The sequence below is a fragment of the Microbacterium sp. genome (assembly GCF_031988965.1).
Lineage (GTDB): Bacteria > Actinomycetota > Actinomycetes > Actinomycetales > Microbacteriaceae > Microbacterium.
In genome coordinates this window covers 17,712-38,119 of sequence record NZ_DALZXX010000017.1, presented here as the reverse complement: position 1 = coordinate 38,119, position 20,408 = coordinate 17,712, and the positions used below count along the sequence as shown (strand labels likewise).

Sequence of the window (20,408 nt, the reverse complement as noted above, 5' to 3'; positions counted from 1 at the left end):
TACAACCGTGACAACCGTGACGGCGGGGCACCGCGTTCGGGTGGCTACAACCGCGACAACCGCGACGGTGGCGCACCTCGCTCCGGCGGGTACAACCGCGATGACCGCGCGCCCCGCGAGGATCGTGACTCTTCGCGCTCGTACCCGCAGCGCGGGGGAGCGGGTCGTGAGCGTCCGGTGCAGGCCTCGGGAGACCGTCCGCGCTTCAATGACCCGCACATCCCGGACGACGTCACCGCGCGCGATCTGCACACCTCAGCTCGTAATGAGCTCAAGACCCTGAGCAAGGAGAACGCCGATCTCGTCGCTCGTCACCTTGCGATGGCATCACGTCTGATCGATGAGGACCCCGCGCTCGCTCACGAGCACGCACTCGCGGCATCCCGTCGTGCCGGACGCATCGCGATCGTGCGCGAGACGCTCGGTATCACCGCATACGCCACAGAGGACTTCGCGCTGGCGCTCCGTGAACTGCGCACCTACCGTCGTATCTCCGGCAAGGACGACCAGATCGCGCTGATGGTCGACAGTGAGCGTGGCATCGGTCGTCCGGACCGTGCTCTCGAGACCGGGCGTGCGGTCGACCGGACCGCGCTGACCACTCCGGTCCGCGTCTCGCTGGCCATCGCGATGTCCGGTGCGCGCCTCGATCAGGGCGACCTCGAACTCGCGCTCGGTGAGCTCGAGATCCCCGAGCTCGACCCGGATCGTGCCTTCGAGTGGAGCCCCATGCTCTTCTCCGCGCGCGCAGCGGTCCTCGAGGATCTCGGACGCACCGAGGAAGCCGAGTTCTGGGCGCACCGCGCCGACGTCGCCGCAGAGGCGCTGGGTGTCGACGAGGCCGGCGACGAAGAGATCCTCATCGAAGACGGCCTGATCGAGGGCGACTTCGAGGATGACGACATCGTCGACCTCGCTGAGGCCGACGCCGCTCCTGAGGCCGACGCCGCTCCTGAGGCTGACGCCGTTCCTGAGGCTGACGCCGGAACCGAGAGCGATACTGACCCGCAGCCCGAGCCGTCGATCGATGACGAGGTACGCGAGCTTCTCGGCGAGGACATCGCCGAGTCTGACGATGAGCGGGATGACCCCGGAGAGAAGCCCGCTGCCTCTGGCACGTCCGAGGAGGCGTAGTGGGGCTGTTCTCGAAGAAGCCGGTCACCTCGCGGACCCCGCTGGACGGCGTCGACGCGGTGCTGGCCGATCTCGACGGCGTCGTGTACGCCGGCCCCGGCGCTCTTCCCCATGCGGTCGAGAGTCTGAACGAGGCAGCGACATCCGCACGCCTCGGCTACATCACGAACAATGCGTCGCGCACCGATGCATCGGTGGCCGAGCATCTCACGAGTCTCGGTCTCGACGTCGCTCCGGCGGACGTGATCACCAGTCCTCAGGCAGCGATGCGCCTGCTGGCGGGGATCGTCCCGCCGCCGGCGACGTTGCTGATCGTCGGCGGAGCCGGCCTGGTGGACGAGGCGGAGAAGGCCGGATACACCGTCACGCGCAGCGCCGAGGATGCTCCCGATGCCGTGGTGCAGGGCTTCGCCCCTGAGGTGGCGTGGACCGATCTCGCCGAGGCCGCCTTCGCTCTGAAGGTGCCCGAGGACGAGGGGGGCATCCCCTGGATCGCCACGAACACCGACTGGACGATCCCGCGTGAGCGCGGAGTCGCACCGGGAAACGGCACGCTCGTGTCCGCTGTGCACACCGCCATCGGCCGCCTCGCGACCGTCGCAGGCAAGCCCGAGGTGCCGATCTTCGAAGAGGCGACCGAGCGGTTCGCTGCGACGAAGCCGCTGTTCATCGGCGACCGTCTGGACACCGACATCCTCGGCGCCGTACGCGCGGGCATCGACTCGGCCCTGGTGCTCACGGGAATCGATCGACCGAAGCACGTTCTCGCTGCTCCCGAGGGATCGCGCCCGACCTACATCCTCAGCGATCTCCGGGAGCTGCACCAGCCGTATCCGCAGACGACGGTGAAGGACGGCGTCCACTCGGTCAACGGGGCATCGGTGCGTGTCGTGGGCGCCGACGTCGAGATCATCGCCGAGGGCGACTCGCAGATCGATCTGCTGCGCGCCGGCGCGGCCGCGATCTGGGCCTCGGGCACGCCGGTGTTCGTGCTGCGCGTGCCGGAGCGACTCTATGAGGACCCGTTCCATCGGCCCTGAGATCCGCGCCTGAACGCCGACGTGGCTTCGCCGACGTGTCGTCGCCGCCGCGTACAGTAGAAGCGTGAGCGAAGAGACGACGAACGCACCGACCGATGGTCTGTGGAGTCGCCTGCGCCTGATCGAGGGTCAGCCGCTCGCTGCCCGCGCAGACGCGTACTCCGGATTGCACGACGAGCTGTCACGCAGGCTCGACAGCGGCGCCAGGATCGACCAGCGCGACGCGCCGGGCGCCCGATGACGCGACTCGACGCCGCCCTCGCCGCTCGAGGACTCGCTCGCTCGCGCACGCACGCCGCCTCCCTCATCGCAGACGGCGTCGTGAGCGTCGATGGCCGCCCCGTCGTGAAGCCGTCGACGTCGGTCGCCGAGTCGTCGGAGATCACGGTCGCCGGCGCCGACCACTATGTTGGCCGTGCGGCGCACAAGCTCATCGCCGGACTCGACGAGTTCGGCATCGTGGTCGACGGGCGGCTCGCCCTCGACATGGGTGCGTCGACCGGCGGCTTCAGCCAGGTGCTGCGCGAGCGCGGCGCCCGCAGAGTCCTGGCGGTCGACGTGGGGCACGATCAGCTCGCCGCCTCCGTCGCCGACGACCCCGGTGTCGTGAGCGTCGAGGGCTACAACGTCCGGTACATGACGCCCGAGAACCTCGCAGCGGCGACGGGCGAAGCCGCGCCACCTGACCTGGTGGTGGGCGATCTCTCGTTCATCTCGCTCGAACTCGTGCTTCCGGCCGTCGCGGCCGTGGTCCCCGCAGGAGCTGACATCGTCCTGCTCGTCAAACCGCAGTTCGAGGTCGGACGCACAGCAGTTCGCGGCGGGCTCGTGACCGACCCCGCGACGCGATCGGACGCCGTGGCGCGCACCGTCTGGAGCGCATGGGACGTGGGCCTCGGGATGCTCGGCATCCTGCCCTCTCCGATCCTCGGCACGCACGGCAACGCGGAGTACCTGGTGCACCTCGCGCCGGGCCGGGGCAGCGATCCGTCACAATGGTCGGATCGCATCAACGCAGTGACAGGGGGACGATGAACGAGCGCAACATCCTGGTCGTCGCCCATGCGGGCCGCGCCGATACGGTGGCCGCCGCGCGGTGGGTGACCGACGCTCTGCGTGGAGCGGGTGCGCGTCCGGTGCTCGCCGCTGACGACAGCGCCGATCTCTGTGCAGTCGACCAGCATTTCGCCGATGTCGACGTGCTCGGCGAGACCGTGCGGCAGGAAGATCTCGAACTCGCCATCGTCCTCGGCGGCGACGGGACGATCCTCCGTGCCGCGGAGCTCGTCCGCGGCTGTGCCGCGCCCGTTCTCGGGATCAACATGGGGCATGTGGGATTCCTGGCGGAGATCGATCGCGATGACATGGACGATGCGGTTCGACGGGTGATCGCCCGCGACTACGAGGTCGAGGAACGGCTGGCCCTCTCGATCCGTGTCAAGGACGTCGACGGGGCCGTCGTGTACGAGACCTTCGCACTGAACGAGGCCACGGTCGAGAAGGCCAGCCGTGAGCGCATGATCGAGGTCGTGCTCGAGATCGACGGGCGTCCGCTGTCGAGCTTCGGCTGCGACGGCATGGTGGTGTCGACCCCGACCGGGTCGACCGCCTACAACTTCTCGGCGGGCGGGCCCGTCATCTGGCCGAGCGTCGAGGCCATCGCCGTCGTCCCGCTGTCGGCGCATGCGCTCTTCGCGAAGCCTCTCGTCGTCAGTCCGGATGCGGCGGTGGCGATCGAGATGCTCGAGGGCACGTCGGGTTCCGGCATCCTGTGGTGCGATGGCCGGCGTTCCCACGACCTGCCGCCCGGAGCACGCGTGGTGGTGAGGCGGTCGTCCCGGCCCGTGCGGCTCGCGCGCCTGCATCCGACCGAGTTCACCGACCGCCTGGTGCGCAAGTTCCAGCTGCCGGTCGCCGGCTGGCGAGGGCAGGGGGTGACGGCATGATCGAGGAGATGCGGATGCAGGGGCTCGGCGTCATCGCCGATGCCGTGCTGCCCCTCGGAGCAGGATTCACCGCGATCACCGGCGAGACCGGCGCGGGAAAGACCATGGTCGTCACCGGACTCGGTCTGCTGCTGGGCCAGCGCGCCGACTCCGGCGCCGTGCGTGCGGGGTCGTCGCAGGCCTCGGTGGCCGGCGTGTGGGTCGTACCGGAGTCCGGCGACGTCGCCGACATCGTGACGGAAGCCGGTGGAGAGCTGGAACCGGCCGGTGCAGGGCTTGCAGAACTCTACGTCTCGCGCACGCTCAACGCCGAGGGGCGCAGCAGGGCCAGCGTGGGCGGACGGGCGGCGCCTGCGGGGGTGCTCTCAGCACTCGCGGAGGAACTCGTCGTCGTGCACGGACAGTCGGAGCAGCTGCGGCTGAAGTCCTCGTCCGCGCAGCGCGACGCGCTCGACCGATTCGGAGGCGCTCGGATCGCGACCGCACTCGAGGCCTACACGCGGGCGTACAGCACGTGGCGTGACCTCGACGCCGAGATCACCGACATCACTGAGAACCGCGACCGCAGGGCCGAAGAGGCGGGCCGTCTGCGCGATGCGCTCGCGCTCATCGAGGCCACTGCTCCCGAGCCGGGAGAGGATGCCGAGCTCGGTGCCCGAGCCGAACGTCTCGCGAATGCCGAGGAGCTTCGGATCGCCGCCTCGCAGGCGCACGGTGCTCTCTCGAACGAAGAGGGGGAACCCGACGTCACGGCGTTGCTGGCCGAGGCTCGGCGGGTGCTCGAACGCGCCTCGGACGCCACGCTCACCGACATCGCAGAGGCCCTCGCCGATATCGGCTACCGCGTCACCGACCTCGCAGGCCAGCTCTCCGCGTACCTCGCCGACCTCGATGAGACCGGCCCGCATGAGCTCGCAGCCGTCGAGGAGCGCCGCGCTGCGCTCGGTGTGCTGATCCGCGCGCACGGCTCGCTCGAGGAAGCCCTGGAACTCTGGCAGAGCGGCTCCGCCCGACTCGCCGAGCTCGATGACGACGGGGAACGAATCGAGCGACTGCAGGCCGAGCGGGATGCCGCCCGCGCGGACCTCGATCTGAAGGCGGAGACTCTGACAGCCGCGCGAACCTCGGCCGCCGCGAGGCTCGGCGCTGCCGTGAGCGACGAACTCCACGCCCTCGCCATGCCGGATGCCCGCCTCGAGGTCGCGGTGGCTCCGGGCGCCGAGACCACCCACGGTCGCGACGACGTCTCGATCCTCCTCGCACCGCACCCCGGTGCGGAGCCGCGCTCGGTGGCCAAGGGCGCATCCGGGGGAGAGCTCTCCCGGGTGATGCTCGCGATCGAGGTCGTCATCGCCGGGACGGATCCCGTGCCCACCTTCGTGTTCGACGAGGTCGATGCCGGCATCGGCGGCGCCGCGGCGATCGAGGTCGGGCGCCGACTCGCCCGACTCGCAGAGACGTCGCAGGTCATCGCCGTGACGCATCTCGCTCAGGTGGCGGCGTTCGCCGGCAACCACCTCTCGGTCGTCAAGTCCAACGACGGCGCAGTCACCGCCTCGAGTGTGCGCCGTCTCGAGGGGACCGAACGCGAAGCCGAGATGGCGCGGCTGCTCTCCGGTCTGACCGATTCCGACGCAGCACTCACCCATGCCCGAGAACTTCTCAGCCTCGGCACCTCCACCGCCTGATAGGATCGAAGCCCGTGATGAACTCTTCTTCTGCGGGGCCCAAGAACGACACGACCAAGCACATCTTCGTGACTGGTGGTGTCGTTTCGTCTTTGGGCAAGGGGCTCACCGCCGCGAGCCTGGGTAACCTCCTCACCGCCCGCGGACTCCGCGTCGTGATGCAGAAGCTCGACCCGTATCTGAACGTCGATCCCGGCACCATGAACCCCTTCCAGCACGGCGAGGTGTTCGTCACGGACGACGGTGCAGAGACCGATCTCGACATCGGCCACTACGAGCGCTTCCTCGACATCAACCTGTCGGAGGCCGCGAACGTCACGACCGGCCAGATCTACTCGCAGGTCATCGCCCGCGAACGCCGCGGCGAGTACCTCGGCGACACGGTGCAGGTGATCCCGCACATCACCGACGAGATCAAGCGCCGCATGCGTCTGCAGGCGACCGAGGACCCGCGTCCCGATGTCATCATCACCGAGGTCGGCGGCACCGTCGGCGACATCGAATCGCAGCCGTTCCTCGAGTCCGCACGTCAGCTGCGCCATGAGCTCGGCCGCGACAGCGTGTTCTTCGTGCATGTCTCCCTCGTGCCCTTCATGGGCGCATCCGGTGAGCAGAAGACCAAGCCCACCCAGCACTCGGTCGCTGCCCTCCGCCAGGTCGGAATCCAGCCGGACGCACTCGTGCTCCGCAGCGATCGTCCGGTCAGCGAGAGCAACCGCAACAAGATCGCGCTCATGTGCGACGTCGACGCCGAGGGCGTCATCAACACGGTCGACCTGCCGAGCATCTACGACATCCCGTCGACGCTCAACGACCAGGGCCTCGACTCGTACATCGTCCGCCGCCTGGGTCTCGATCAGAAGGCCGCAGCCGATGTCGACTGGTCGCGCTGGAGCAAGGTGCTGCATGCGGTGCACAACCCCAAGCACGAGGTGACGATCGGCCTGGTCGGAAAGTACATCGACCTGCCCGACGCGTACCTCTCGGTGACCGAAGCGCTCAAGGCGGGTGGCTTCGCGCAGGAGACCAAGGTCAACATCCGCTGGATCCCGTCCGACCTGTGCGAGACGCCCGAGGGCGCGAAGGAGCAGCTGGGCGCGCTCGACGGCATCTGCGTTCCCGGAGGCTTCGGCATCCGCGGCATCGAGGGCAAGCTCGGCGCGCTGAAGTTCGCCCGTGAGCAGGGAATCCCGACCCTGGGTCTCTGCCTGGGCCTGCAGTGCATGGTCATCGAGTACGCCCGCGACGTCGCCGGGATCGAGGGCGCCTCGTCGAGCGAGTTCGACCCCGAGACCGCAGCCCCCGTGATCGCGACCATGGCCGAGCAGATCGAGATCCTCGACGGGGGAGACCTGGGCGGTACCATGCGCCTCGGCCTCTACCAGGCGGCTCTCGCCGAGGGCTCGCTGGCGCGTGAGCTGTACGGCGCGCCCGAGGCATCCGAGCGCCACCGCCACCGCTACGAGGTCAACAACGCGTACCGCACGCGTCTGGCCGAGGCCGGACTGGTGTTCTCGGGCTTGAACCCCGACCTCGACCTGGTCGAGTTCGTGGAGCTGCCCCGCGATGTGCACCCGTACTACATCGCCACCCAGGCGCACCCCGAGCTGCGCTCGCGTCCGACCGACCCGCACCCGCTGTTCCGCGGACTGGTGGGCGCGGCGATCGAGCGTCACCGGTCGAGCGAGCTGTTCGATGTCGACGCTGCCGATGCCTGAGTCGATCGAGCACCTGCGTGACGAGCCCTTCGCTCCGGAGGTGCTCCGGAGCGACCTCGCCTACCAGGGTGCGGTGTGGAACGTGCGCGACGACCTCGTCCGCTACGGCGAGGGTGAGATCCGTCGGCAGTACGTGGAGCACACCGGCGCGGTGGCGATCCTCGCTCTCGACGACGAGGACAGGGTGCTGCTGATCCAGCAGTACCGGCATCCGATCCGTCATCGTGATTGGGAGCTCCCCGCCGGGCTGCTCGACATCGCGGGTGAGGAGCCCCTCGAGGCAGCCAAGCGCGAACTCGCGGAGGAGGCCGACCTGGTCGCCGATCGCTGGGAACCGCTCGTCTCGTCGTGGACCACCCCGGGCGGGAACGACGAGGTGATCCACCTCTTCCTCGCGACCGGCATCTCATCGGCTCCGGCCGCTCATGAGCGCGAAGACGAAGAGGCCGACATCCGCGTCGAGTGGGTGCCGCTCGGCGAGGCCGTGGACGCGGTGCTCGACGGACGCATGCGCAACGGCATCCTGACGATCGGGGTGCTGGCGACCGCGCAGCGACTGCGCGACCGGAGCTGACGTGCAGCTCGATCGTGCGCTGGACACCTACCTGCGCCACGTCACGATCGAGCGCGGGCTCAGCGAGCACACCATCGCGGCATACCGGCGCGACCTCGGCGGGTACCTCGACTGGCTGCAGGCATCGGGGGTCACCGACACCGGGGAGATCACTCCGGCCGTGGTCGGCGACTTCATCGCCGAGAGGTCGGCCGGTGATCCGGCACCGGCGGCGACGAGTCTCGCGCGGCTGCAATCCTCGGTACGCGGCTGGCACAGATTCCTGGCACGTGAGGGCGTCGAGGCCGACGACCCGAGCGGACGCCTGCGTCCGCCCAAGGCACCGCGCCGCCTGCCGAAGGCCCTCACGATCGATCAGGTCGAACGCCTGCTGAACGCCCCCTCTGCCGAGGAGCCCATCGGCATCCGGGATCGCGCGCTGCTCGAGCTGCTCTATGCGACGGGTGCCCGGGTCTCCGAAGCCGTGGGGCTCGACGTCGACGATCTGGCTCACGGTGACGTCCTTCGACTGCGCGGCAAAGGATCGAAGGAGCGGATCGTCCCGGTGGGCTCCTACGCCCGCAGCGCGGTCGACGCGTATCTGACGCGGGTGCGCCCCCAGCTCGCGGCGTCGGGGCGGGCCTCGGCGCGCTTGTTCCTGGGCGCACGGGGTGCACCGCTGTCGCGGCAGAGTGCGTGGCTCGTGATCCGTGCAGCCGCCGAACGTGCGCAGATCACGGCCGAGGTGTCGCCGCACACGCTCCGGCATTCCTTCGCGACCCATCTGCTGCAGGGCGGCGCCGATGTGCGTGTGGTGCAGGAGCTGCTCGGCCATGCCTCCGTCGCGACCACCCAGATCTACACGCACGTCTCCGTCGACACGCTCCGCGACGTCTACGCGACCTCGCATCCGCGGGCGCGATAGCGGCGTCCGAGACCCCGCGACGTCATCCTTCGGAGGTATCTTCGTCCGCCATTTGGGGGACGCGGCGATCGATGCTCTCCCCCTAGTGTTACTCGGGACCGCCGATCTCTGTGCGTCGGCGATGAATGGAGTAAGACATGCGTACCACCGGTCCTCTTGCCGCGCTCGCTGCAACCGCTCTGGTGTTCACCCTCGCCGGGTGCTCCGGCGCGACCGACGGCGAGCTCACCTACGAGGACTCGCCGCTGAGCGAGTACCTGTCCGCCGCGTACGGCGGGGACCTGTCTCCGGAGGAGCAGCAGCTGCAGACCGAGGAGCTGATGGCCGAGTGCATGGCCGAAGAGGGCTTCGAGTACACGCCGAACACTCAGAACGGTGGAATGGTCTTCTCCGACGATGAGGTCGAGTGGGAGCCTGAGAAGAAGGACTGGGTCGAGAAGTACGGATACGGGATCGTGAACAACCCGTACAACGAGGTCATGCAGGAGGGTGGTTCGGAGGAGTACGTCGACCCGAACTCGGAGTACGTGCAGTCTCTCTCCGAGTCGGAGCAGACCGCGTACTACGAGACCGCCTACGGCGTGCCACCCGAGGAGGAGGAGCTCGCCGAGGACGGGAGCTACGAGTACAACTGGGAGGATGCCGGGTGCCAGGGGTGGGCTCAGCACGAGCTCGAGGGTGAGGACCCGTGGCAGTCCGACGAGTTCGCAGACCTGCGCGACAAGATGAACGCCGTGTTCACCGAGGCGCAGGAATCGCCGGAGCTCAACGACCTCAACGCCGAGTGGGCCGCATGCATGGATGACGCCGGCGAGCCCGGGTTCGGGTCTCCGATGGAATCGCAGCAGTCGATCTCCGACGAGCAGAGCGCTCTCTTCGACGCGGCATACGGCGACGGCACGACCGAGGTCGACGTCGAGTCGCCCGACTTCGTGGACCCGTCCGAGTCGCCGGAGATGAAGGAGCTCGGCGAGCGGGAGATCGAGCTCGCGTTGGCCGACCTCGAATGCCGCACGTCGCTCTCCTACATGAAGAAGTCGCTCGAGATCCAGTTCGCGATCGAGGAGAAGTTCATCGCCGAGAACAAGGCGGACCTCGAGGCCTTCAAGGCTGCGGCCGAGCAGAACAGCTGACATGAAGGACGACGAGACACCGACGACTGAACTTCCCGCCGAGCTCCTTCCCGAGCAGACCCCCGACGTCGCGCTGGAAGAGGCGGCGCAGACCGACGACGTCGACACCTCCCGTGTGAGCGGGTGGCGACGGATACTCCGCGGCAACCGGACGCTGTGGATCGTGGCGGCCTGCGCCGTCGTCAGCCTGGTCGCCGGCCTTCTGGTGGGTCGCTTCCTGATCTCCCCGGCCGACGCGAGTGAGACGCCCGACCCCGGTCTCGTCACCGTGCCGGTCGAGTTCGGGGCGCTCAGCAACGATGTGACCCTCCGCGCCGACGTCGGATACGCGGATGCCGTCGAGGTGACGATCGACACCACAGGCGGCGGCAGCGTCGTGACCGGATCCGTGCCGGAGGTGGGAGCCACGCTCAACCCGCTGTCGATCGCGCTCGAGGTCGAAGGTCGACCCGTGATCGTGCTGCCGGGCGAGCTTCCGGCCTACCGGACGCTGCGCGTCGGAGTCTCCGGCCCCGATGTCATCCAGTTGAAGCAGGCGCTCGTGAGTATCGGTATCGATGCCGGTGATGTGTCGTCGAACCTGTTCGACCAGACGACGGCGAACGCGGTCGGTCAGCTGTACGCCCAGGCGGGATACCCCCTGCCGTCGCCCGAGGAGGGGGCCGACGACACGGTTCGCGCCGCAGAGGAGGGCGTCCGCGCTGCTCAGAGCGGGGTCGCTCAGGCGGAGCAGGCGCTCGCGGCTGCGGGAGCCGGTCCGTCTAGCCTCGAGATCTGGCAGGCCGACGTCCGCGTGGCGCAGGCGGAGCAGGCGCTCGCGGACGCGAAGAACGGCGCCGAGGGGACGAACGTCCAGCAGGCGGAATGGGATCTGCAGACGGCTCGCCTCGAACGCGACCAGCTGTGGGCCGGGAAGGACACCGGAGCGGAGAGAGCAGCTCTCGATGCTGCGCGTCAGCAGGTCGGAGCGGCCGAGGAATCGCTCGCGAGTGCGCGCGAGAGCGTCCTTCCGTACTTGCCCTCGAGCGAGGTGCTGTTCCTCACGGAGTTGCCACGACGCGTCGATGCCGTGAACGTGAAGCGCGGCAGCGCCATCTCGGGCGCCGTCATGACGGTATCCGGAGCGACGGTGCGCCTCACGGGCGCGGCAGCCGAGGCCGACGCGCGACTGCTCGAGGTCGGTGCCGAGGGAGTCTTCGAGCTCCCCGACGGCACCGAGCACCGCGCGGTCGTCTCCGAGCTGAAGCCGGGGAAGGACGCCAAGGCGCGCTGGGAGGTTCTCTTCGAGCCGGACCCTCTGACCGCGGAGCAGATCTCTCAGTTGCAGGGGAGCAACGTGCGGGTGCGCATCGCGGTCGGCGCGACCGAGGGCGACGTTCTCTCGGTGCCGCTCGCTGCGCTCACCGCCGGACCCGGAGGCGAATCGCGCATCGAGGTCGTCGAGTCGGATCCCCGCGAGGGTGAGGATGCGAAGACGCGACTGGTCGTCGTCGAGACAGGGCTCGCCGCCAAGGGCGCGGTGGAGGTCACTCCCGTCGAGGGCGAACTCGACGAAGGCGATCTCGTGGTGGTGGGCAAGTGACCGACGCGCAGACGTCGATCCTGCCCGCCGCATCCGACGTCGATCCTGTCGTGCCGCTCGTCGAACTTCGTGACGTGACGCGATCGTTCCCGGGGCCGCCCGAGGTCCAGGCGCTCAAGGCGGCCACCCTCGCGGTGGCGCCGGGCGATTACATCTCGATCGTCGGTCCCAGCGGCTCGGGCAAGTCGACGATGCTCAACATCCTCGGGCTCCTCGATCGTCCGAGCGTGGGCGAGTACCGCCTGTCGGGGTCGCTCACGGGCGACCTCACGGACGACGAGCGCGCCGCTGTTCGAGCGCGATTCATCGGATTCGTGTTCCAGTCGTTCCATCTGCTGCCGCGACGCACCGTGCTCGACAACGTGCTGCTGCCGATGCTGTACAGCGGTGTACCGCGGCGCGAGCGTGAAGAGCGCGCACGCGAAGCCCTGACGCGGGTGGGCCTCGGGCACCGGATCGACTTCTTCCCGAACTCGCTCTCGGGCGGCGAAAGACAGCGAGTTGCGGTCGCCCGTGCCGTGGTGAGCGGACCCCGGTTGCTGCTCGCGGACGAGCCGACCGGAAACCTCGATCAGCGCACCTCGGGCGAGGTCATGTCGCTGTTCGAGGAGCTGAACGAAGACGGACTCACCCTCATCGTCATCACCCACGATGACGGCGTCGCTCGTCGCGCGCGGCGGTGCATCCGCATCTCCGACGGCCGATTGAGCGAGCTGTGATCGGCCGGCTCCGGCGTACGCGCCGGAAGGACGGCGACGATGCTCAGGTCGCGACGAGCGATGCCGCGGGCACTCCGCTCGTGCCGGCGATCGCGCACGCCGATCGGTTCACGTTCCAGGACCTCGTCGCCGAGGCGACGTCCGACATCGGCTCGCGCCCGGCACGGCTGGTCATGACGATCCTCGGCACTGTGCTCGGCATCGCCTCGCTCGTGGCGACGATCGGCTTCGCGCAGACGGCGGCCGCGCAGATCGCGAGCCAGTTCGACGGAGCGGCGGCGACGAGGGTCGTGGTGACCGCAGCGAAGGCGCAGTCGGGTTCCCAGAATCAGAGTGTCGCCGCGGGGCGGCTGCCGTGGGACTCGCCCGATCGTGTGACCTACCTCGCGGGAGTCGAGAGCGCGACGCTGCTCGGCGAGGTCGAGCTCACCGAGGGGGAGACGATCACGGCGGTGCCGGTGAACGACCCCTCGGCTGCGGCAGTCGCATCGCCTCGGCTGTTCTCGGCGTCGCCCGATCTGCTCGACACCGCGGAGGGCGGCCTCGTGACCGGTCGATTCTTCGACGCCGGACACGACTCGCGCGCCGACAGAGTCGCCGTGCTCGGGAAGCGGGCAGCCGAGCGCATGGGCATCAACCGGGTCGACTCCCAGCCCTCGGTCTTCATCGGCGGAGTCGCCTATGCGGTGATCGGCATCGTGGACGGGATGGAGCGTCGCAGCGAACTGCAGGATGCCGTGATCATCCCGACCGGGTCCGCGCGAGCCGACTTCGGGCTGCTCGCGCCCTCAGAGCTCGACATCCGGATCGCCGTGGGAGCCGGACCCCAGGTCGCGAAGCAGGCGGTCGTCGCTCTGCAACCCGATGACCCCGAGAGCCTCGAGGCCAAGGCGCCGTCGGGAGCCTCCGACCTGAGCCAGAGCGTGCAGTCGGACGTGAACGTGGTGTTCCTGATCCTCGGTGTCATCGCCCTGCTGGCCGGCGGTCTGGGCATCGCGAACGTCACGCTGCTGTCGGTGATGGAACGGATCGGCGAGATCGGACTGCGTCGTGCGCTCGGTGCGACGCGCCGGCAGATCGGGGCCCAGTTCATGGTCGAGTCGATCGTGATCGGCTTCATCGGGGGACTCATCGGCTCTGCACTCGGGGTGTTCGCGGTGATCGCGGTCGCCGTGGTGCAGGGGTGGACGCCGGTCACGGATCCGCTGATCGCGCTCGCAGGTGCGGTTCTCGGTGCGGTCGTCGGCTGGGGGTCCGGCTGGTACCCGGCACGCCGCGCCGCGCGCGTCGAACCGGTCGCCCCTCTGCGCGGGGCGTGACCGCTCGGGCCTCCACCTGAGCGGCCACGCCGCGCGCCGGGGGCGCAGCACGGAGCCCTGCCGCTAGAATCGATCAAGCACGAAGGAGCAGGAGAATCGGTGGTTGAGAAAGCGGCGAAGTCCAGGGCGAAGTCACAGAAGGCTGACGAGACGCCCCTCGGACCGACCGGTCGTCCCTATCACGGGTTCCCGACCCCTGCACCGCTGACGTCGCACGGCCCTGCGCGCATCATCGCCCTGTGCAATCAGAAGGGTGGGGTCGGAAAGACGACCACCTCGATCAACCTCGCGGCGTCGCTCGCCGAGTACGGCCGCAAGGTGCTCGCCGTCGACTTCGATCCGCAGGGTGCGCTGTCGGCCGGTCTCGGGATCCAGACGCACGACGTGCCGACGATCTACGACCTGCTGCTCGACACCAAGCGCGATGCCCACGACGCGATCGTGCGGTCGAACGTCGAAGGCCTCGACGTCATGCCCGCGAACATCGACCTGTCCGCGGCCGAGGTGCACCTCGTCAACGAGGTCGCACGAGAGACGATCCTCGCCCGGGTGCTCCGCCAGGTCGCGGGGGAGTACGACGTCATCCTCATCGACTGCCAGCCGTCGCTCGGACTGCTCACCGTGAACGCGCTCACCGCGGCCCACGGTGTGATCATCCCGCTCGAGTGCGAGTTCTTCGCGCTGCGCGGTGTCGCGCTGCTGATCGAGACGATCGACAAGGTCCGCGATCGCCTGAACCCGTCGATCACCATGGACGGGCTGCTCGCGACCATGTACGACCCGCGCACCCTGCATTCGCGCGAGGTCCTCGAGCGTGTGGTCGAGGCATTCGGAGACGACGTCCTCGAGACCGTGATCGGCCGCACCGTGAAGTTCCCCGACGCGTCGGTGTCGGGTGTGCCCATCACCGAGTTCGCTCCCGAACACGCCGCCGCGCAGGCCTATCTGCGGCTTGCGCGGGAGCTGGTCGCCCGTGGCGCCGTCGCCTGACGAGAGCTCTGTCGACACGACGGATGCCGTCGATCCCGCGCCCGAGGACTCTGGCTTCCGCGTCTCCCTGTCGAACTTCGACGGCCCCTTCGATCTGCTGCTGAACCTCATCTCGAAGCACGAGATGGACATCACCGAGGTCTCCCTCAGCGCGGTCACGAACGAGTTCATCGCCTATCTGAAGGAGCTCGACGACGACGAAGAGCTCGACCAGGCATCGGAGTTCCTCGTCGTCGCCGCGACGCTGCTCGACATGAAGGTGGCCGGCCTGCTGCCGCAGGGCGAGCTGGTGGATGCCGAGGCGGTCGCGCTGCTCGAAGCCCGTGATCTGCTGTTCGCCCGTCTGCTGCAGTACCGCGCCTTCAAGGAGGTCTCGGTGTGGTTCTCCCGGTGCCTGCACCGAGAGGGCCGGCGGCACGTCCGCGCGGTGCGGCTCGATGAGAAGCACCGCACGAAGACCCCTGAACTGGTCTGGACGCTCAGCGTCGACGACTTCGGGGCGCTGGCGCTGCTCGCGTTCGCTCCGAAGGAGATCCCGCGCGTCGGGCTCGATCACCTGCACGCGCCGCTCGTCAGCATCCGCGAACAGGCGGCGATCGTCGTCACCCTTCTCCGCAGCGCCGAGACGGTGAGCTTCCGCGAGCTCGTGGCCGGGGTGCAGGAGCCGGGGATCGTGGTCGCCCGCTTCATCTCGGTGCTCGAGCTGTACCGACACGCCGCGCTCTCATTCGAGCAGCTCGAGCCACTCGGCGAGCTCACCCTCCGCTGGTCGGCCGAGTCCTGGTCGGACGAGACACTCGCAAGCCTGGGGGCTGACTATGACCGATGACATGACGGCACCGCTCACAGAATCTCCGCTCGCCGAGTCGCCGCTCGCAGAGCGGATCGAGGCGATCCTGCTGATCATCGACGAGCCGATCGGGCTGGTCGCCCTCGCCGCCGCCGTGGGGTCGCCGGTCGCCGCCGTGCGACAGGCGCTCGAGACTCTCGTGGACGACTACGACGGACGCGGTCACGGCCCGCGTCGTGGGTTCGAGCTGCGAGAGGTGGGCGGTGGCTGGCGGCTCTACGTGCGGGACGATCACGACGACCTCGTCGCCGACTTCATCGGCGGGCAGGCCCCCGCGCGGTTGTCGCAGGCGGCGCTCGAGACCCTCGCGGTGATCGCCTACAAGCAGCCCGTGACTCGCAGCCAGGTCGCATCGATCCGCGCGGTGAACGTCGACTCGGTGGTTCGTACTCTGCTCGCTCGAGGTCTCATCACCGAGCTCTTCGCCGATGCGGAGACGGGCGCGATCAACTACGGCACCACCGACGCGCTGCTCCAGCACCTCGGCATCAACTCGCTCGATGAGCTGCCACCGATCTCACCGCTGCTCGACGACGGGGCAGACGGTTTCGACGAAGGGACCATCCGATGACCTCTCCCGTATCCGCTGACGCGGCACAGCCCGAGGGCGTCCGCCTCCAGAAGGTTCTCGCCGCGGCGGGCGTGGCGTCTCGCCGCGTCGTCGAGCAGTACATCGTCGAGGGGCGTATCCGCGTCAACGGCGAGACCGTGACCGAGCTCGGTCGGCGTATCGACCCCGAGAACGACCTCGTCGACGTCGACGGCACCGCCGTGCAGCTCGACGTCTCGAAGCGCTACGTGATGCTCAACAAGCCCACCGGCGTCGTGAGCAGTATGCGCGACGAGAGCGGCCGACCCGATCTGAGGCGCTTCACCGAGGACTACGAGGAGCGTCTGTACAACGTCGGCCGGCTGGATGCCGAGACGAGCGGGCTGTTGATCCTGACCAACGACGGCGCGCTCGCCCACGTATTGGCACACCCGTCGTTCGGGGTCACGAAGGTCTACATCGCCAAGGTCGAAGGCGCGGTGACCGCTCAGACCATCGCGAAGCTCACGAAGGGCATCGACCTCGAGGACGGCCCGATCGCCGCGGACAAGGCTCGTCTGCTCGACACGTCGCGTGGCTCGAGCCTCGTCGAGCTGACGCTGCACTCGGGACGCAACCGCATCGTGCGTCGCATGCTCGCGGCGGTGGGGCACCCCGTGACGGAACTCGTGCGGCGCCAGTTCGGACCCCTGCACCTGGGAACGCTCCCTGCGGGCCGGACCCGCGAACTGAGTAAAATCGAACTCGGTGCGCTGTTGACTCTCGCGCGCCGTGATTCCGGTGTCGCCGAGGCGCCAGGCGAGCAGCAGGAGAACGAGTGACCGATACGACGAGTGCGCCCGCACGGGTGCAGCCCTCGGGCTCCGTCGCGCCTCGCGTCGCGACTCGCCTCTCGGGTACCGTCCGCATCGTCGGAGCAGGCCTCTTGGGGGCGAGCATCGGCCATGCCCTGCGGGCCAAGGGAATCGACGTCGTTCTCTCCGACACGTCGCCGGCGCAGCTCCGCCTCGCCATCGACTACGGTGCGGGACGGGCAGTTGCCGATGACGATGCGCCTGCGCTCGTGGTCGTCGCCGTTCCGCCGGACGTGACGGCCGACGTCATCCAGGCCGAGCTCGAGCGACACCCGGATGCTGTCGTGACCGACGTGGCGAGCGTGAAGCTCGAGCCGTTCCGCGAGTTGCAGAGTCGCGGCGTCGATCTGACGCGCTACATCGGCTCGCACCCGCTGGCAGGGCGTGAGCGCGGGGGAGCGATCTCGGCGCGCGCTGACCTCTTCATCGGACGCCCGTGGGTCGTGTGCCGCGATCACGATACGAAGGCCGCAGATCTCGCGCTCGTCGAGTCGCTCGCCCTCGATGTCGGTGCCACACCGGTGGAGATGACTCCGGAAGAGCACGATCGCTCGGTCGCCCTGACGTCGCACGTGCCCCAGGTCGTCGCGAGCCTTCTGGCCGGCCGTCTCGCCGGCGCCGATGAGGGCGCTCTGCGGCTGGCCGGGCAGGGCGTGCGCGACACGACGCGCATCGCCGCATCGGCCCCCGAACTGTGGGTGCAGATCCTCGGAGCGAACGCACGACCCGTCGTCGAGATCCTGGATGCGCTGGCAGACGACCTGCGTCAGGTGTCGGATGCGCTTCGAGCACCCGACGCGCCGGGGTCGCGTCGCGTCGTCGCGGAGACCATCCGCCAGGGCAACGACGGCGTCGAGCGTCTGCCCGGCAAGCACGGTCAGAATCAGCGCTTCGAGACGCTCGTCGTCATGGTGGACGACACCGCGGGTCAGCTGGGTCGCCTGTTCGGCGAGCTCGGCGAGCTCGGTGTGAATGTCGAGGATCTGCGACTCGAGCATTCGCCGGGCGCGCAGTTCGGCCTGGCCGAGATCAGCGTCGACCCGGCCGCGCTGCACGGCGCCATCACAGGACTTCAGGAACGCGGTTGGCGGATTGCAGGTACGAGCAATGACTGATCTTTCGACGAATGCGGAGCAGCGCGTGGCGACCGGCGCCGACTTCATCGCGATCGACGGCCCTGCCGGATCCGGCAAGTCCAGCGTCTCCAAGGCCGTGGCTCGCGCCCTCGGCTTCGGGTACCTCGACACCGGCTCGGCGTACCGCGCTCTCGCCTGGCACGTGCTCGACCGCGGTGCCGACACGGCGGATGCGGACGCGGTGCTCGCCGCGGCATCCGACTTCCCGGTGAGCCTCGGGCTCGACCCCGACGACCGCGCGGTGCGAGTCGGCGACGTCGACGTGACGGAGGCGATACGCGAACCCCGCGTCTCAGGTGCGGTGAGCGGCGTCGCCCGCGTCGCCGAGGTCCGTGAGCAGGTCAACCGCCTTTTCCGTTCGCTCGTCGCCGAGGCGCCGTACCCCGCGGTGGTCGTCGAAGGACGTGACATCACCACGGTGGTCGCTCCCGATGCCCCCGTGCGGATCCTTCTGACCGCAGCGCCCGAGGTGCGCGCAGCCCGACGAGCCGGAGAGCTCGCCGGTGAGAACGCCGAGGCGGTGGCTGCGGCGCTGCACAAGCGCGACGCGTCTGACAGCGCCGTCGTCGATTTCCTGAATGCCGCAGACGGCGTCGAGGTGGTCGACTCGACCGACCTCGATTTCCCCCAGACCATCGACGCCGTGCTCACGGTGATCGAACGACTCCGAGGAGCACAGCATGGCTGACGACGAATACGAAGGCGGCCCCGACCAGCTCGCCGAGAAGATGGAGTCGCTCGACGAGCAGCTCGCCGAGGCCCGCGCGGAGACGCTGCGCCAGGGTCTCGCCGACTACGAGCTCGACGACGAGGATGCCGCGCTTCTAGCCGGCATCACGATGGGCGAGGACGGCATCCAGTTCATGCCGGCGCTGCCGGTGGTGGCGATCGTCGGGCGACCGAACGTGGGCAAGTCCGCGCTCGTCAACCGCATCCTCGGTCGCCGCGAAGCCGTCGTGGAGGACACTCCCGGTGTGACGCGTGACCGTGTGACGTACAAGGCCGAGTGGTCCGACCGTCGCTTCACGCTGGTCGACACCGGAGGATGGGAGCCCGACGCGAAGGGCATCGACCGTTCGGTCGCCGCCCAGGCCGAGGTCGCGATCGATCTCTCCGATGTCGTGCTGTTCGTGGTCGACGCCATGGTGGGGGCGACCTCGACCGATGAGCACGTCGTGAAGCTGCTGCGCAAGAGCGGCAAGCCGGTCTTCCTCGTCGCGAACAAGATCGACGACGGCCGCCAGGAGCCCGAGGCCGCCGCGCTGTGGAACCTCGGTCTCGGTGAGCCGTATCCGGTGTCGGCGATCCACGGCCGTGGTGTCGCAGATCTGCTCGACGCCGTGCTGACGAAGCTCCCCGAGGTCTCTGCCGTGGCGAAGGCCGAGATCGGCGGACCGCGTCGCGTGGCCATTCTGGGCCGTCCGAACGTCGGCAAGTCGTCGCTGCTCAACAAGGCCGCCGGTGAGGAGCGCGTCGTCGTGAACGACCTCGCGGGAACCACGCGCGACCCCGTCGACGAGATCGTCGAGCTCGGCGGCAAGCTGTGGACGCTCGTGGACACCGCCGGCATCCGTCGTCGCGTGCACATGGCGCAGGGTGCGGACTTCTACGCCTCGCTGCGCACATCGGCCGCCCTCGAGAAGGCCGAGGTCGCCGTCGTCGTGCTCGACGTCTCCGAGACGATCAGCGAGCAGGACGTGCGCATCATCGACCTGGTGCTCGAGTCCGGGCGTGCTCTCGTGCTGGCGTTCAACAAATGGGACCGTCTCAATGACGACGACCTCGAGAACGCCGACCGCCGACGCTACCTCGAGCGCGAGATCGAGCAGGACCTGGCGCACGTCGCCTGGGCCCCGCGCGTGAACATCTCGGCGAAGACGGGTCGTCACCTCGACAAGCTCGTGCCGGCGCTCGAGACTGCGCTCGAGAGCTGGGACCGCCGCATCCCCACGGGCAAGTTCAACGCCTTCCTCGCCGAGCTCGTCGCCGAGCACCCGCACCCGCTGCGTGGAGGCAAGCAGCCGCGCATCCTGTTCGGCACGCAGGCGTCGACGCGTCCGCCGACGTTCGTTCTCTTCACGACCGGCTTCCTCGACCCGGGCTACCGCCGGTTCATCCAGCGTCGCCTGCGCGAGCTGTACTCGTTCGAGGGGACGCCGATCGTCGTCAACATGCGCGTGCGCGAGAAGCGCCAGCGCTGATCTGCACAGGCTTCCGGCGCCGATCGTCGTCATCACTGCGTTCCCGCATGTGACTGCGATCGGTGCCGAT

General features: G+C 68.9%; 20 protein-coding genes. All 20 read left to right on the top strand.

The genetic code is table 11. The annotated features are described in order from the left end of the window. A partial coding sequence (locus RTM68_RS06195) for a hypothetical protein (RefSeq protein ID WP_312169309.1) occupies positions 1-1,134 on the top strand: 1,134 nt, incomplete at its 5' end. Beyond that, positions 1,134-2,174, top strand: coding sequence for an HAD-IIA family hydrolase (locus tag RTM68_RS06190; RefSeq protein WP_312169308.1), 1,041 nt, complete (start codon positions 1,134-1,136; stop codon positions 2,172-2,174). The genes RTM68_RS06195 and RTM68_RS06190, both read left to right, overlap by 1 nt. 64 nt (positions 2,175-2,238) lie before the next feature. Beyond that, the gene (locus RTM68_RS06185) at positions 2,239-2,415 is read left to right on the top strand and encodes a hypothetical protein (protein WP_194765568.1); all 177 of its coding nucleotides are present in this window, start codon (positions 2,239-2,241) and stop codon (positions 2,413-2,415) included. Then, positions 2,412-3,209, top strand: coding sequence for a TlyA family RNA methyltransferase (locus RTM68_RS06180; protein WP_312169307.1), 798 nt, complete (start codon positions 2,412-2,414; stop codon positions 3,207-3,209). The genes RTM68_RS06185 and RTM68_RS06180 overlap by 4 nt, the downstream gene beginning before the upstream one ends. Beyond that, entirely contained in the window at positions 3,206-4,120 is a 915-nt protein-coding gene (locus RTM68_RS06175) for an NAD kinase (RefSeq protein WP_312169305.1), read from the top strand. The genes RTM68_RS06180 and RTM68_RS06175 overlap by 4 nt, the downstream gene beginning before the upstream one ends. Beyond that, positions 4,117-5,808: a DNA repair protein RecN gene (gene recN / locus RTM68_RS06170; RefSeq protein ID WP_312169303.1), complete on the top strand. Its 1,692-nt coding sequence runs from the start codon at positions 4,117-4,119 to the stop codon at positions 5,806-5,808. Before RTM68_RS06175 ends, recN begins: the two co-directional genes overlap by 4 nt. Positions 5,809-5,825: 17 nt before the next feature. Continuing rightward, a complete protein-coding gene (locus tag RTM68_RS06165; protein ID WP_312169301.1) occupies positions 5,826-7,526 on the top strand; it encodes a CTP synthase in 1,701 nt (566 codons plus the stop codon). Next, on the top strand, positions 7,519-8,100 hold the full coding sequence (locus tag RTM68_RS06160; protein WP_312169299.1) for an NUDIX hydrolase: 582 nt from the start codon (positions 7,519-7,521) through the stop codon (positions 8,098-8,100). The genes RTM68_RS06165 and RTM68_RS06160 overlap by 8 nt, the downstream gene beginning before the upstream one ends. Before the next feature lies 1 nt (position 8,101). After that, a complete protein-coding gene (gene xerD / locus RTM68_RS06155; protein WP_312169297.1) occupies positions 8,102-9,004 on the top strand; it encodes a site-specific tyrosine recombinase XerD in 903 nt (300 codons plus the stop codon). Positions 9,005-9,141: 137 nt separating this feature from the next. Then, positions 9,142-10,137, top strand: a complete 996-nt coding sequence (locus RTM68_RS06150) for a hypothetical protein (RefSeq protein ID WP_312169295.1) — start codon at positions 9,142-9,144, stop codon at positions 10,135-10,137. 1 nt (position 10,138) lies between these two features. Beyond that, complete coding sequence (locus RTM68_RS06145) at positions 10,139-11,719, top strand: hypothetical protein (protein WP_312169294.1); 1,581 nt, start codon at positions 10,139-10,141, stop codon at positions 11,717-11,719. Then, positions 11,716-12,438, top strand: coding sequence for an ABC transporter ATP-binding protein (locus RTM68_RS06140; protein WP_312169293.1), 723 nt, complete (start codon positions 11,716-11,718; stop codon positions 12,436-12,438). Before RTM68_RS06145 ends, RTM68_RS06140 begins: the two co-directional genes overlap by 4 nt. Beyond that, positions 12,438-13,757: an ABC transporter permease gene (locus RTM68_RS06135; RefSeq protein ID WP_396654198.1), complete on the top strand. Its 1,320-nt coding sequence runs from the start codon at positions 12,438-12,440 to the stop codon at positions 13,755-13,757. Before RTM68_RS06140 ends, RTM68_RS06135 begins: the two co-directional genes overlap by 1 nt. 99 nt (positions 13,758-13,856) lie before the next feature. Next, positions 13,857-14,747 (top strand): ParA family protein, encoded by an 891-nt coding sequence (locus RTM68_RS06130; RefSeq protein WP_194765578.1) that lies wholly within the window; start codon positions 13,857-13,859, stop codon positions 14,745-14,747. Next, positions 14,731-15,576, top strand: coding sequence for a ScpA family protein (locus RTM68_RS06125; RefSeq protein ID WP_312169290.1), 846 nt, complete (start codon positions 14,731-14,733; stop codon positions 15,574-15,576). Before RTM68_RS06130 ends, RTM68_RS06125 begins: the two co-directional genes overlap by 17 nt. After that, entirely contained in the window at positions 15,566-16,168 is a 603-nt protein-coding gene (gene scpB, locus RTM68_RS06120) for an SMC-Scp complex subunit ScpB (RefSeq protein WP_312169288.1), read from the top strand. Before RTM68_RS06125 ends, scpB begins: the two co-directional genes overlap by 11 nt. Beyond that, the gene (locus tag RTM68_RS06115; protein ID WP_312169286.1) at positions 16,165-16,968 is read left to right on the top strand and encodes a pseudouridine synthase; all 804 of its coding nucleotides are present in this window, start codon (positions 16,165-16,167) and stop codon (positions 16,966-16,968) included. Before scpB ends, RTM68_RS06115 begins: the two co-directional genes overlap by 4 nt. Then, positions 16,965-18,116 (top strand): prephenate dehydrogenase, encoded by a 1,152-nt coding sequence (locus tag RTM68_RS06110; protein WP_396654196.1) that lies wholly within the window; start codon positions 16,965-16,967, stop codon positions 18,114-18,116. Before RTM68_RS06115 ends, RTM68_RS06110 begins: the two co-directional genes overlap by 4 nt. After that, positions 18,109-18,825: a (d)CMP kinase gene (gene cmk / locus RTM68_RS06105; protein ID WP_312169285.1), complete on the top strand. Its 717-nt coding sequence runs from the start codon at positions 18,109-18,111 to the stop codon at positions 18,823-18,825. The genes RTM68_RS06110 and cmk overlap by 8 nt, the downstream gene beginning before the upstream one ends. Continuing rightward, positions 18,818-20,338, top strand: coding sequence for a ribosome biogenesis GTPase Der (gene der / locus RTM68_RS06100; protein ID WP_312169284.1), 1,521 nt, complete (start codon positions 18,818-18,820; stop codon positions 20,336-20,338). Before cmk ends, der begins: the two co-directional genes overlap by 8 nt. Positions 20,339-20,408 lie beyond the last annotated feature (70 nt).

What these genes read in the sequence shown, in the direction of transcription:
- der (WP_312169284.1), top strand. Translation starts at nt 18,818, where the DNA reads ATGGCTGACGACGAATACGAAGGCGGCCCCGACCAGCTCGCCGAGAAG.
- RTM68_RS06115 (WP_312169286.1), top strand. Translation starts at nt 16,165, where the DNA reads ATGACCTCTCCCGTATCCGCTGACGCGGCACAGCCCGAGGGCGTCCGC.
- RTM68_RS06160 (WP_312169299.1), top strand. Translation starts at nt 7,519, where the DNA reads ATGCCTGAGTCGATCGAGCACCTGCGTGACGAGCCCTTCGCTCCGGAG.
- recN (WP_312169303.1), top strand. Translation starts at nt 4,117, where the DNA reads ATGATCGAGGAGATGCGGATGCAGGGGCTCGGCGTCATCGCCGATGCC.
- RTM68_RS06180 (WP_312169307.1), top strand. Translation starts at nt 2,412, where the DNA reads ATGACGCGACTCGACGCCGCCCTCGCCGCTCGAGGACTCGCTCGCTCG.
- RTM68_RS06150 (WP_312169295.1), top strand. Translation starts at nt 9,142, where the DNA reads ATGCGTACCACCGGTCCTCTTGCCGCGCTCGCTGCAACCGCTCTGGTG.
- cmk (WP_312169285.1), top strand. Translation starts at nt 18,109, where the DNA reads ATGACTGATCTTTCGACGAATGCGGAGCAGCGCGTGGCGACCGGCGCC.
- RTM68_RS06145 (WP_312169294.1), top strand. Translation starts at nt 10,139, where the DNA reads ATGAAGGACGACGAGACACCGACGACTGAACTTCCCGCCGAGCTCCTT.
- RTM68_RS06175 (WP_312169305.1), top strand. Translation starts at nt 3,206, where the DNA reads ATGAACGAGCGCAACATCCTGGTCGTCGCCCATGCGGGCCGCGCCGAT.
- scpB (WP_312169288.1), top strand. Translation starts at nt 15,566, where the DNA reads ATGACCGATGACATGACGGCACCGCTCACAGAATCTCCGCTCGCCGAG.
- RTM68_RS06165 (WP_312169301.1), top strand. Translation starts at nt 5,826, where the DNA reads ATGAACTCTTCTTCTGCGGGGCCCAAGAACGACACGACCAAGCACATC.